Below are 13,416 nucleotides of genomic sequence, written 5' to 3'. Positions count from 1 at the left end.
GTTTAATCTTGACTTACTCAAATAAAGAATTGCTGGTTTATTTTAATGTTTCTTGATTTCTGTTCAATTTTCAAAGACCAAATTTTCTTTTTGTTGACTTTATTGTCAACTTTTGTTTTAATCTGTCGCACTTAAGCGACTTCTTAATATTATCATTTATCTCAATTTGTGTCAACACTTTTTTTAATGTTTTTGTTTAAACATTATTTTGAGTGTTGTTTGTTGTCACCTCAGCGACGAGATTTATTCTATCATATCAGATAATGTAAATATATATCTAATTATCTGATATTAGAGAATATCTTTAATTTATTATTATTTGTTTTATTTTTCTTAATTATCCATATGCGGATACACTAGGCTATGTTTTTACCATATTATTAACTTACTACCATACTTTTATTCTATTTTCTGGAGATACATACATATCATCGCCTTGTTTTATACCATAAACATTATAAAATTCTTCAAATTGACTTAATACAATATTAACTCTTGCCTTTTTAGGGGAATGTACATCATTTTTCAAAAGATAGGATTCCATTTCTTTAGTATTAATTCCCCTCCAAATAATTGCGTAATTTTTAAATAGCTCCTTTAAATTAACATTATTAATGTTATTAGCTATATCTATTATGCATGCAACTCCACCTAAATCGCTTATATTTTCACCTGATGTAAGTTTTCCATCAACAAATTCCCCACTGTTAATTTGGATATGTGAGTAATAATCCATTACTCTCTTGCTTCTAATATTAAATTCTTTGTAATCTTTATCTGTCCACCAATTATTTAAATTTCCACATTCATCAAATTTAGAACCAGTATTATCAAATGCATGAGTTAACTCATGACCAATAACTGCTCCAATCCCCCCTAAATTTTCTACTTTATTATTTTTTATATCATAAAATGGCTTCTGAAGTATTGCTGCTGGAAATACTATTTCATTTTTAGTTGGATTATAGTATGCATTAACTGTTTGAGGTGACATTTCCCACGAATTACGTTCTACTTCTTTATTTAACAATGATAGTTCTTCTTTTAATTGAAAACTATATACATTTAATACGTTTTCTAATAAACATCCACAATTATTGTGACTTTTTATTGTTAATTGTGCATAATCTCTCCACACATCTGGATATCCTATCTTAACATTAATATTATTAAGTTTTTTCACTGCTTTTTCTTTTGTAATTTCACTCATCCACTCTAAATTATTTATTCTATATTTAAAATTATCTATTATTTCAGAAGTTAATGTTTCTACCTCTTTCTTTGAATCTTCACTAAAATGTTTTTTTACATATATTTTTCCTAATGGCTCACTTAAAACTGAATTAACTAAGTTAATTGCTTTTTCTTCATCACTTATTTTATCCTTTATTCCATAAATTGTTTTACTTAAACCATCACTGGCATCTCTAAAATCTTTTGATAAGTAATCTGAACTCTTCATAAGTATATTAGTTTCTAAAAATAATTTTATATCTTCAATATTATTTTCAATCATTAATTTATTTAATTGTTTGATATACTGTGGATTATTTACAACTATTTTATTTGGATCATCTATATTTAACTTCTTAAATATTTCATTAAATTTAATATTAGATGCTAATTCATCTAATTCTTTTACTGAATATATATTGTAAGATTTCTTTATTATATCTAAATCTTCTGCATTTTGTTTTATAGTAGGAATATTTTTAGCTAATTTTTTTTCCATTTCATAGAATCTATCTGCTTTCTTATTAGCATTGTTTCTAGATTCTCCAATCAACTTGTATAATTTCGATATGTATTTCTTATATTCAGTTTCTATTTTTTTATTTAAATCATTTCTTTCTATATAATATTCTGAGTTGTTTAATCCAAGATCACTTTCACCTATATAAAGAATATTAACAGTGCTATTTTTCAAATCAGCTCCTACTCCTATATTAATTATAGATTGCGTAGAGAATGCATTTAAATCTGTTAAATAATTTCTAAAATCATCTAGTGTCTGTATATTATGTATATTTTCTATATAATTTCTTAATATTTTTATTCCTTCTGTTTTTTTATTATTTTCATCTAAATAATTATCATATAAATTTAGAATCTTTATTTCTTCACTACTATCTTGATACTTATTTTTATTGCTTCTTATATCATTTATAATGTTCTTTAAATCTTGTTTTACTTTTATATTTGCTTCTTCAAAAGAACTATAGGTTGTATAACCTTTAGGTAATTTGGCTTTACTTAGCCAATCATCATTTATGTAATTATAAAAATCATCTTCTAATCTTACTTCACTCTTGCTATTTACTTTATATATACTATATGCATAAGCATAGGTATAATAATTATTAAAAAATAATAATATAGTTAAAAACATTACTAAAAATCTATATAGCATTTTATTTGATAACTTTCTCATTATTTATAGTCTCCCCTTATATAAACATTTTTATATGCAATTTAAAATCTACTTATAATATTATTTAACATTAACTAATAAATAATACATATAACACTATAAAGTTTTAGTTACTATGAAACAATATTCAAATATTGCACTAAAAATATAAGAAGATAACAAAAAAAATACCAATAGTTTATACTGTCTATAAACTATTGGTATCACTATGTTTATGGTACATCTAACAGGATTCGAACCTGCGACGCTTGGAAATATGAGAATTACATTTTTATAATTATATATATACTCCAATCAATGTTATACTGTAGTCTTGCTTTTAATCAATTCTTAATAATTATATTCATTCCTATTCTATACGGTGTAAAAAACGGTGTAAATTACATTTTAATATTTTCTTACATTATATATATTCTATATTTTTTTATTTAACTTATAAAATAAGTGTACTATCTGTACTTAAAATATATAAACCCTTTATTTATCTAACTTTGAATACAGTACATATTTATAATATATCTGTACTTTTATGTGTACTTATCTGTACTAAATAATTATATATTAGAAAGATATTGAACTATAACATTTTTTATTTTTGTTATATAAAGCTTTAAACTCAAAAGTATGTTTTAGAAATATAGTTTTATATATAAAAAGAAGAGGCTTTTTATACCTCTTCTGCTAATTCCTCTGCTGCTTCTTCTAATATCTCTTTATTATTTATTTCATTTTGGTTATTATAATTGTTATTTTCCTGTACAATTTTTATACAATCACATTTATTTCTATATTTCTTAAATAAATATATTGCTGATTTTATTAAAGCACATTCAAATGCAACCATTAATATCATACTACTTGCTAAAGTAACAATACCATTTTTAGTACTCCAATTAATTAACTCTAAAATATTTGTTATACAATTGTATTTATCTACTATGTACATAATAAATAATGTAATTAATCCCCAAACACTAATTACATTATATATGATTACTAGAGGATATTTTTCATATAAACATATTATTCTATTGTTTTGAGAACTACACATTGAACAACTTGTACTTATTTTGCAGTTACTCCATAACTTCTTACCTGTTAACTTAGATATGCAGTGTAATAACATAAAAATAACATTAAATAATCCGCTAAGACAAACTATGGACATAAAAGCTAGTCTATACATAGATACCTGATTCATATTGTCTAATACACTACCAAGTAAATTCAATCCACCAAAGAAAGCAACTATTATAGCTCCAAATATACCTAATACAGATATTAAATTACTATTTATTTTATCAATCTCATTAGTTTGTTTTTCAAATTCTTTCTGCATTTCTTCTTTTTCATTCTTATACTCTTTTTGCATATCTTCTTTTATTTCTTTTTGCATATCTTTTATCTTAATAAAATCTCTAGCAGCTTTAACGCTTATCATACTTGTCATTTGTTTAAAATAGTCATCTTTTATATGCTTTTCTCTTCTGCTTTCAAGTTGAATATGATCAATAAGTTTAAACAATTTAACAGCAATTTTTGGAACTTCTTCATTTAAGTTTAATCTTATTTTAGTTAAATTTATTAATAAATAATCTATATCATCATCTTTAAGTTTATACACAAAAGTAGACACTACTGCATATGAGTGCCTACTATTTATTTTATAATATTCAACTATCTTTTCTGTAGAAATCTTTAATTCTTCATCTTTTAATTCATTAGTCAACTTTGATAATATTGCTTCCATTAAAATACCCCATAAATTCTTAGCTGATTATCTCTAAAGTAATCCTCAATGGAATCATTACTAATAATATCAAATCTATTAGTATTCTTCCATGGATCCTCTTCATGAGTTTTATCTACAAGATTCCATGCACTAAGTACTAACAACTCATCTATGACTTTATTTATTCTATTTTTATCTTCTTGATCAATCATATTTGAATCAAATGTTATCTTCCTTTTTACAAAATTATAATCATTATCAAACTCATATATACTATATCCATCTTGATATTCTGTTATATTTCTATCACTATATTCTTTATATTGGTCATATACTTCTTTAACAACAGGTCCATGTTTCCAATTTACTATATCATCTTCAAAACAAGGTTCTTTTTTATCTACTAAGAAAGCTGCTTGAACGTAGTATAATAATTTTTGTAATTTTAAATTGCTTACATTTTTGTCTTTATCAAGTGCTCTATTAATAATATATTGAGCAACTTCCATAGCTTTATATACCATAACAACTCCCCCTTTCAATCTTAGAACCATCAAAATAAATTTTATGTCTAAGACATATTTCTACTTATATAATACCATAAAATTACACTTTTGTGTCTACTTTATAGGACATTTTATTACTTTTTAGTTATATTCTATTACTTTCTAGTTATATTTATATCTATTTGGTACACTGTACCTTATTAATTATAAATATTAAAAGAAGAGGCTTTTTATACCTCTTCATACACTTTAATATATTTATATAAAGTACTCCTACCAATACCTAACATCTTAGCAAATGCCGATGCTGACATATCACCATAAGCACCATCTTTAAACTTTTTATATTCTTTTATAAATTCTTTTGGTAGTTCTGCTTTCGGTCTGCCTAATTGCTTCCCTTTGGCTCTTGCAACTGCTAAACCTTGATTTATACGTTGAACTGTTTTCTCCCTCTCCTGTTGTGCCATATGGGCTTTTAAAGTTATAAATATATCAGCTATCATATTATAGATACTAGAATCTTGAATCTTTTTCCATTCATTCAAGTATGGAGTATCAAGAGCTATTACTCTTATGCCTTCTGATTTTAATTTTTTAAATTGCATTATAACATCATCAGCATTTCTTCCTAATCTATCAATATCAGTAATGATTAATATATCATTCTCTCTAAGTCTATCTTTCAATATATTGAATTGTGGTCTATTCTCGGCTTGAATAGTTCCAGATATTCTTTCCTCTACTATATCATCAAAAGTAAATACATTATCTTTAGCGTATTGCTCTAATGTAATACGTTGTCTATCTGTAGTTTGTTTTTCCTTTTGTGTTGAAATTCTCATATATCCAAATATCATAATATAAACCTCTCAATCATTAATCTACCTTATGATATTATTATAACTGTCTATAAAATCATATTCAAATATCATAGACACTATTTAGAATTATTTAAAACTATTTATTACCGTTTTACTAGCTTCTAACACCTATTTTCTTTTAAATACTCTGTTTATGTAATCATATGATTTATAGACAATAAATATCGAATATTTGTTTGTATTGGTTTTTTGATTATGTAAACTACTTTTTGTATTTAATTACATTCCCCTCTATAAATTTAGTAATATGACTAAAGCTTATATAATTAATTTCTTTTTCGTTTAGATAATCTAATCCCCTCAAAATTTCTTCTTCACTAAATTTAGATAACAACCTATTTAAGTTAGATTTAGTTAAAGATTCCATTAATACTTTTTTATATCTTCTATTTATTATCTCATTATTAAATTTATCAGTTAAAATTTGAGAAATCTTAAATTTCGTATTACTTTCAGGAAAATTTCTAGTTTTCTTTATTGATGTTCCTTTCAAAAAGACATTTGAAAATTTAGCATTTTTAAAATTACATTTACCCAATCTACAATTTTTAAAATAACAATTTTCAAATATAGCACCTCGAAACCTTGACCCTTTAAAATTGCAATTTTCAAATGTAACAGAATAAAAAAAAGCTCCATTAAATCCACAAAACTTCATTGTTGTTTTATTAAAATAAGTTCCATAAAAATAAGCTCTATTAAATTTAGAATTATAGGATGTACTATTTCTAAAATCTTTAAAGCTAAAATTTTTACCTGATCTATCTTTATTTTTATATGTAAAAAATTTATTTCTAGGATATTTTTGTTTTCTTTTTTTCTTAAAAAAAGATTTATCGAAATTTAATTTAATCATTAACTTCTCCTTAAAAATAAACGCCATACAGTAGGGAGGTCCATAATGGACTATTAATAATATATGTTAAAAGTAATATACTAAAGCTCACAATAGTAGTAATATTTGAAATCACATTCAACATAGACATCACTCCCTTGCAATTGTTTAATTTTAGCCCTCATTCCGTCCGTAGACCTAAACAAAATTCAGTATCTCTACTGAAAGGCGCAGGGCAATATTATTTTACCAAAAATAGAAAATATAATCAATATAATTTAAATACAATAACCAGTTTTTAAATAATATATTATTTAAATTAATTTTTAATTACATAGACATACCTTTACTTTTAGATTTACTATTTTCTATACTCTCTAATATTTTTTTAACCTAAACACCTCTAATATCCCTCCATATATTTAAGAAATAAAATTTCATATAAAGTTTTATTATTATACATAATATAATTTAATACCAACATTTACCTACCTTCTTTTAATCTATAAACACTCTAAATGAGCCTATTAATATATTATGGGGGTATACCTTTACCACTAACATTAGTATTTTAAGCTCCTAAGCTCACTTTTAAAGTTCAAAAAAGATACTATTTTGAGTAATTTAAATGACTTTTAAGGCCATTTTGATAGGGAAAAGGTTAAGTTTTGTATATAGAAATGAAGAGATTATCAACTATTAATAGATAACCTCTTCTTATAATTTATCTTATTATTATTCCTTTATGCTCTGCTACCTTCTTACCATTATCCCACTCATAATAAACACAATCATCAATAGTTTTAACAGGAAAATTATCGCCTAATACATCAATACATATCTTAGTATCTCCTGGCACTTCCTTTAATACCTCTATTAATGTTTTTGCTGATATTCCCTTAAAATCTCTTATATTCATTCTAACACCTTACTTCCTATGCATTTATTCAATATATAAATCAAATACTCTTGAGCTTCTTCACTATTAGTGACCAACCTCTTAATAAATACTCATTCCATCAATAGTGGTATTTACAAAGCTTAAATTAGAAGTACCAGCAATCACACCTTTTTTAAAATAATATCTTGCAATATCTATCCAATAATTTGTTATTACTTCATCATAGTCATTCATTAAACTCTTTTGTTCTGGTGCTACTTGTAATAACTTTTCAAATAATTCATCAGCTCTTTTTTCCTCTTTTACTACTTCTATATTTTTATTTATGTCCTCTCTTTCGTGATGCTCTTGTATATGTTTAAACTCATTTTCTATAACTTTATCCATTAAAATCCCTAATTTTTGATAATTCATAATTATGTACCTCTTTTCTATTATCTTTGATACTGTCTCTAATCTTCCCATGTTGGTTCTAAGTCTTTAAATTTAACTACCATAAAATTCTCCTTTACAGTAGCATCCAAAAGAGATACACTATATTTGCGAGATATGAGTGGTATTCCTTTGTGAATGCTACTTTTTTTGTTTATATTTCTGATTCTAATTGAATTCCAATAGCTCCTAATTTATCAACTACGTTATTCCATCTATCCAATATATACTCTGCTCTATCTTCTGTAATCGGTTCTATAACTTCTCCTTCATTACATATCTCTGTAATTAATACCCTCATATCATCATTAAATCCTGTTAATATTTGTTTTATTTGTTCTTTATTCATTATTTAATACACTCCTTTAATTAAAATAAATCTTCTAATTTTGATATTACTTTTCTTATATCATTAATAATCCAATCTGCTCCATCATTTTCAATTAATGTTTCTTTTGTATCCTGCAAATAATCAATTATTTCTTCAATTTGATATTCTTCAATATTCATTTTTATAGTCACCTCCTTTCTATTCAAATGGATTTGTATTATCTTTTATTAATTCTAAGTCTATAAGTTCAATATCAATCCAGTATCTTATACTATTACTAACCTTTGATTTAACACCAATATCTGATAATTGTCTACCAAACTGAACATTATTCATCGGTGTTATGCGATTTTCGGAACACCATTCTAAATAAGCACTATATACCTTTCTCTTTTCTATTCTGTGATCCTTTAATGATGACTTTACTATTATTTCATTATAGAAAGCATAAGCACTGTCTACCTCTTCTCTGTATTCTTCCATTTCAGACTCTGCTGCTTTACTTATAGTAACTCTCCACTTATTAGTCTTAACCCTCTGTAATCCTTCATAAGCCCATGTAAATACTATGTCTAATTCATTATCAATAATTCTTTGACCTATTTGAGTATCCTTAACTTTATCTCTTAATCCTTTTGCTACTTCTTCATCAGTACCAAATGAAACATTAAAAGGTATTATTATTGGTCTTCTGAAAAATCCTGTACTTTTATCTGCTGCACTTGGTAATCTATTAAGTCCAAAAAAGTGAGTAATATTAAATCCTAATCTTACTAAATCTTTATTCTTACGATTTACTGTTACTGCCTCACCTGTAACCATTGATTTAAAAAATTTATGGACTGTCTTTCCTGAAAGTTCATCATCACGAACTATATTAACGTGTTTTCCCTCTGCTGAAGATATTACAAAATCACCACCAAAATCACCTAATCCAATACCACATATTTTATTATTATCATTGATTAAAGCCTCTTGAATATCAAATGCTAAACTTTTACCATTTGAGCCGAATCCTTTATATATAAAACAGTTCTGTACTTCCTTAGCATGTGGTGATAACATTAATCCCCATGACTCTTGAAGTGTCAAAATACTGCCTTCATCTAAAGTACTATCTAAGAATTTTTTGAACTCTGATCTATTAAATAATTCTTCATATTCTTTAGGATGAGTAATTAATTTAGCTTGAAACTGTATTTCTGTTTTATAACTTGAATCATGTTTTAATATCTTATTATGCTCAATATCAATAACCCCACTTAAACAATTAATATATCTTTTCTCGTCATGAACTTCTCTTGCATCTTCACTATTTAGCATTAATAAATCAGAAAAATTCTTTGACTTTGTAGAACTTCTTTTATCATCAGCACTAACCACATAATTAAAAAACATTCTTTGTACTTGTCTAAATTCTAGGTATTCATATACACCTTTTTCATTATTGTATTTATACCAAAGATTACCCTTTGTATAACATGGTGTATCTTTTAATATATGTTCTGCTAATAGTCCTGCATTAATTATGCCTTTGTCATTACAATAGGAGGTTTTAATCTTCCTATAATGCTTGCTATCATACTATCAACTCTTTTATCTTCCATTGGTGGTTTGCATTTATATAAATTTAATCCATATATTATATCTTTAATTACATTTTCATCTCTTATATTAGATTTATCTATAATAGCTATAGCATATTTGAATAAACTATCATTTCGCGAACCATCTAAAAACTCAACCTTATCAATATTAGTTTTGTTTTCTGAAAAATCATTACTCGGATTATTCCTCTTATGGAGCTTTACAAACTTATCAAATAAAGCTTTTGGCATTTCTTGAATATCATTATTATTGAGTGTCGTATATTCTTTGATTATGCCATCTTCTAACTTTCTTTTTGTATAAGGTAATGTAATTATTCCTCCATCTGTTCTAATATCAACACCTGGAATATATTCAGCTTTATTCTTAAGCCCTTTTCTGTACTTAAAATATAAATGTGTTCCTCCATTAGGAGACTTAACAGAGAAAGTATTCTCTATTATCTTCTTATCCTCTTTAGTTAAATCATTAATAAAATTATTAAAACTTTCAATACCGTTACTAGAGCTATTACCATGATTAACATCTAAATCAATAACCATAATTCCACTAGCTTTACCTGTCAAAAGTGAATAGCCTGTACAATTCTTATTTGAATAATTCTCATATTCTTCTATTGATTTAATTCTATTTTCTTCTTTGCTCCATTTAACATATGGTACATTTTTATAATCTTGAAGAGGAATTATAGGAAATAAATTCTTATCTTGTATTAATATTTTTAATTTTTCCTTTCCCATTCAATCACCCTCTTTTATTGGCATTGCTTATCAAACCATTCAGCCAGTTTATTTCTATTAATGAAATATTTCTTTCCAATTTTGAAACAAGGAAAATCCTCTCTCTTAAGTAAATTTTCATAAACCATACTTCTACCAAACCCAAATTCTTTAATAAATTCTTCTGGTGTAATAACCATTTTTTCTTTTACTTGTGTTTCCATCTTCAATTCCTCCAATTCTTATTTAATATCTTTATACTGCTAGGTAATGTGTGATACCTCTTATCATTAGTTATCTGATCTGTATCTTCTAAGATATGCTTTTCATATTTAAGAACTTTTATGTTAGTTTTTTGATAAATATAACTTGTGTGTCCTTGTTTGTATAATATAACACATTAGTTCCTTTTGCAAGTATTTATTTTAAAATAGTGCATTTTTGTTCTATTTAGTATATAATATAGTTAATTTAACTCTAGGAGGTTTCACCATGGGAATTGGATATAAATTAAAAGAACTTAGAAGAAATAAAAAATTAACTCAAAAACAATTAGCTGATTCAGTTGGCTTATCTGAAATGAGTATAAGAAGATATGAAAATGATGTTAATGAACCAACTATAGATATATTAAGAAAAATAGCTGATAAACTTGAAACACCACTCAATGATATAATAGCAACAGACCCAAATTCTAAATTATACAAAGCTACATCAGGAATTAATACTTTAAAAGAAGAGGCTGAAAAAGAAGCTAAATTGTTCGAAGAAAGCCTTAAAATAGATATAGCCTTTATAACACTATGCAAATACTGTGGTTTTAAAATAGATATAGAAACCGATGAAGATAATCCAGATTACAACGATACTCATATTATTTCTTACAAAGATAAAGATAATAATACCCGACAATTTAAAATAAGTTCAGAACAGTATAATCACTTGTTTAAAGAGGCATGTAGTGCAATTACTAAAGAGGTACTTTTCTCTCAAAATTATGATTTTCTAGGATATTAAAGGAAGGTGATTTAATGGCTAAAACTAATTATTTAAAAAGAACAATTAATGGTAAAGAATATTACTATTTCAGACTACGCCATAAGAATTTACCTAAACCTAAAGATGTATATGCTCCTACTGTTAAAAAGCTAGATGAAAAGTTAAGAGCTATTAGAAATGAGCTTGAAAATAATATTATTAATAATAAAGAATTATTTGAAACATTTTTCACTAATTGGCTTTTTGATGTTAAATTTATAACTCTTAAACCTTCTACAAAAGAAAGATATGAAGGTATATATAGAAACTATATAAAAAATAGTTACTTATCAAAAATTAAAATAAAAGATATTACATTGACTGATATTCAAAATTATTATAATAAATTAATTAAAGATGGATCATCTGTTAATAGTATAGTTCAATTAAATAAACTTATTGCTCCATGTATAAGATATGCTTATGATAACAATATTTTAATTAAGGATTTTACAAGAGCTATTATATTACCTCAAGAAGATGAACAAACCAAATTAAATAAATCTTCTAAGGTCCATCCTTTTACATTACAAGAACAACAAAAATTTGTTTCAGCTATAAAAGGTCATGAACTAGAAATGCTTTTTATTACTGCGCTTAATACTGGTATGCGTCAAGGCGAGTTATTTGCTCTTACATGGAATGATATTAATTTCAGCAATAATTATATAAGTATTAATAAAACATATAAATATACTGCTGATGTCTCAAGAAGAGGGCGAGAACGTACAAAAGGTATAATACAAACACCTAAAACTAAGAACAGTATAAGGCGAGTTTCAATTCCTTCTGGTTTATCAGAGCAATTAAGACAATATAAATTAAAGCAATCAGAACTCAAATTAAAACTTGCTAATCAATATCATGATAATAATTTAGTTTTCTGTACTCCTCTAGGTAAATATTTAGATGGTAGTAATGTAAGAAAAAGATTCAATAAAATAATTAGTGCTATTAATTCTAATGAAAAAGATAAAAGTAAAATAATACAACCTAGAAAATTTCATGATTTAAGACATACTTATGCTACACGATTATTTGAACTTGGAGAAGCTGCAAAGACAGTACAGGAATTACTAGGTCATAGTAATACATCAATAACACTTGATATTTACACTCATATACTTGAAAATATGAAAGTTAATGCAGCATCAAAATTAAATGATTTATATTTGACTATGAGGGCTAAATAAAGCCTTCTTTTTATATTCTTAAAGTACAGATAGAACATATTAGTACAGTATGAAATTATGTGTACTAATATGTTCTAATCTAGTTATATCAATGCTTTTCAAAGTTAAGTACAGATGGTACAGTACATTTTGCAAAAACTCAACTATATTTTTATCATTTTATTTTTATATTAAATTCTATACGGTGTAAAAAATGGTGTAAAAAATAATACCAATAGTTTATACTATCTATAAACTATTGGTATTACTATGTTTATGGTACATCTAACAGGATTCGAACCTGCGACGCTTGGATTCGAAGTCCAACGCTCTATCCAGCTGAGCTATAGATGTATAAATATAAAATAAAAAGTCGCCTTAGCGATTTTTTGAAGCTGTCAATTTTTTTAACCATGTGCCTTTTTAAGAGCTAATCTAAGAATAACATAATTTCTCAAAGAATAAAAAAACAACTGACATCAGTTGTTTTAATGGAGCGGGTGATGAGAATCGAACTCACGTAACTAGCTTGGAAGGCTAGGGCTCTACCATTGAGCTACACCCGCATATTTAATTTTTTGGAGCAGAAGACGGGACTCGAACCCGCAACATCCACCTTGGCAAGGTGGCACTCTACCATTGAGTCACTTCTGCTTATTTGGTGCAGATGAAGGGAGTCGAACCCCCACGCCGTAAAGCGCTAGATCCTAAGTCTAGTGCGTCTGCCAATTCCGCCACATCTGCATTTTTTGGTGGCTCACCCGGGAATCGAACCCGGGACACCATGATTAAAAGTCATGTGCTCTACCGACTGAGCTAGTGAACCA

General features: G+C 26.0%; 14 protein-coding genes and 5 tRNA genes. 2 read left to right on the top strand and 17 right to left on the bottom strand.

What is annotated here, in order from left to right:
* Positions 1-388: 388 nt before the first annotated feature.
* The 12 genes from NG901_RS16265 to NG901_RS16210 all read right to left on the bottom strand — a co-directional run bounded on the left by NG901_RS16265 (position 389) and on the right by NG901_RS16210 (position 10,603).
* Positions 389-2,431: a M13 family metallopeptidase gene (locus NG901_RS16265; protein ID WP_252216952.1), complete on the bottom strand. Its 2,043-nt coding sequence runs from the start codon at positions 2,429-2,431 to the stop codon at positions 389-391.
* Positions 2,432-3,098: 667 nt separating this feature from the next.
* Positions 3,099-4,181, bottom strand: coding sequence for a hypothetical protein (locus NG901_RS16260; protein ID WP_252216950.1), 1,083 nt, complete (start codon positions 4,179-4,181; stop codon positions 3,099-3,101).
* Positions 4,181-4,687: a Panacea domain-containing protein gene (locus NG901_RS16255; protein ID WP_252216947.1), complete on the bottom strand. Its 507-nt coding sequence runs from the start codon at positions 4,685-4,687 to the stop codon at positions 4,181-4,183. Before NG901_RS16255 ends, NG901_RS16260 begins: the two co-directional genes overlap by 1 nt.
* 212 nt (positions 4,688-4,899) lie before the next feature.
* A complete protein-coding gene (locus tag NG901_RS16250; protein WP_252216946.1) occupies positions 4,900-5,529 on the bottom strand; it encodes a recombinase family protein in 630 nt (209 codons plus the stop codon).
* 226 nt (positions 5,530-5,755) lie between these two features.
* A complete protein-coding gene (locus tag NG901_RS16245; protein ID WP_252216945.1) occupies positions 5,756-6,409 on the bottom strand; it encodes a pentapeptide repeat-containing protein in 654 nt (217 codons plus the stop codon).
* 703 nt (positions 6,410-7,112) lie between these two features.
* Positions 7,113-7,307: a hypothetical protein gene (locus NG901_RS16240; protein WP_252216944.1), complete on the bottom strand. Its 195-nt coding sequence runs from the start codon at positions 7,305-7,307 to the stop codon at positions 7,113-7,115.
* Positions 7,308-7,388: 81 nt separating this feature from the next.
* Positions 7,389-7,703 carry a hypothetical protein gene (locus tag NG901_RS16235; RefSeq protein WP_252216943.1) on the bottom strand — a complete coding sequence of 105 codons (315 nt, stop codon included), beginning with the start codon at positions 7,701-7,703 and terminating at the stop codon, positions 7,389-7,391.
* A 172-nt stretch (positions 7,704-7,875) separates the two neighbouring features.
* Positions 7,876-8,070 (bottom strand): hypothetical protein, encoded by a 195-nt coding sequence (locus NG901_RS16230; RefSeq protein ID WP_252216942.1) that lies wholly within the window; start codon positions 8,068-8,070, stop codon positions 7,876-7,878.
* Between the two features lie 20 nt (positions 8,071-8,090).
* Positions 8,091-8,231, bottom strand: a complete 141-nt coding sequence (locus NG901_RS16225; protein WP_252216940.1) for a hypothetical protein — start codon at positions 8,229-8,231, stop codon at positions 8,091-8,093.
* A 19-nt stretch (positions 8,232-8,250) separates the two neighbouring features.
* Positions 8,251-9,450: a phage/plasmid primase, P4 family gene (locus NG901_RS16220; RefSeq protein ID WP_252216937.1), complete on the bottom strand. Its 1,200-nt coding sequence runs from the start codon at positions 9,448-9,450 to the stop codon at positions 8,251-8,253.
* Between the two features lie 128 nt (positions 9,451-9,578).
* Complete coding sequence (locus NG901_RS16215; RefSeq protein WP_252216934.1) at positions 9,579-10,400, bottom strand: bifunctional DNA primase/polymerase; 822 nt, start codon at positions 10,398-10,400, stop codon at positions 9,579-9,581.
* A 14-nt stretch (positions 10,401-10,414) separates the two neighbouring features.
* On the bottom strand, positions 10,415-10,603 hold the full coding sequence (locus tag NG901_RS16210; protein WP_252216933.1) for a helix-turn-helix domain-containing protein: 189 nt from the start codon (positions 10,601-10,603) through the stop codon (positions 10,415-10,417).
* A 268-nt stretch (positions 10,604-10,871) separates the two neighbouring features.
* Between NG901_RS16210 and NG901_RS16205 the strand changes: the two genes are divergently transcribed.
* Together NG901_RS16205 and NG901_RS16200 are read left to right on the top strand one after the other, a co-directional pair.
* On the top strand, positions 10,872-11,396 hold the full coding sequence (locus tag NG901_RS16205; protein WP_252216932.1) for a helix-turn-helix domain-containing protein: 525 nt from the start codon (positions 10,872-10,874) through the stop codon (positions 11,394-11,396).
* 14 nt (positions 11,397-11,410) lie between these two features.
* The gene (locus NG901_RS16200) at positions 11,411-12,610 is read left to right on the top strand and encodes a tyrosine-type recombinase/integrase (protein ID WP_252216931.1); all 1,200 of its coding nucleotides are present in this window, start codon (positions 11,411-11,413) and stop codon (positions 12,608-12,610) included.
* Positions 12,611-12,866: 256 nt separating this feature from the next.
* Here the strand turns inward: NG901_RS16200 and NG901_RS16195 are convergent.
* The 5 genes from NG901_RS16195 to NG901_RS16175 all read right to left on the bottom strand — a co-directional run bounded on the left by NG901_RS16195 (position 12,867) and on the right by NG901_RS16175 (position 13,415).
* Positions 12,867-12,943 (bottom strand) — tRNA-Arg (locus NG901_RS16195).
* Positions 12,944-13,081: 138 nt separating this feature from the next.
* A tRNA-Gly gene (locus tag NG901_RS16190) sits at positions 13,082-13,155 on the bottom strand.
* A 13-nt stretch (positions 13,156-13,168) separates the two neighbouring features.
* Positions 13,169-13,243 (bottom strand) — tRNA-Gly (locus tag NG901_RS16185).
* Positions 13,244-13,248: 5 nt separating this feature from the next.
* Positions 13,249-13,333, bottom strand: a tRNA-Leu gene (locus NG901_RS16180).
* A gap of 6 nt (positions 13,334-13,339) precedes the next feature.
* Positions 13,340-13,415: transfer RNA gene (locus tag NG901_RS16175), tRNA-Lys, on the bottom strand.
* Position 13,416: the final 1 nt, after the last annotated feature.

This window comes from Clostridium sp. CMCC3677, from assembly GCF_023845585.1.
GTDB lineage: Bacteria > Bacillota > Clostridia > Clostridiales > Clostridiaceae > Clostridium > Clostridium aquiflavi.
Note: the sequence above shows the minus strand (reverse complement) of the source record. Positions and strands in the feature narration are given on the sequence as shown.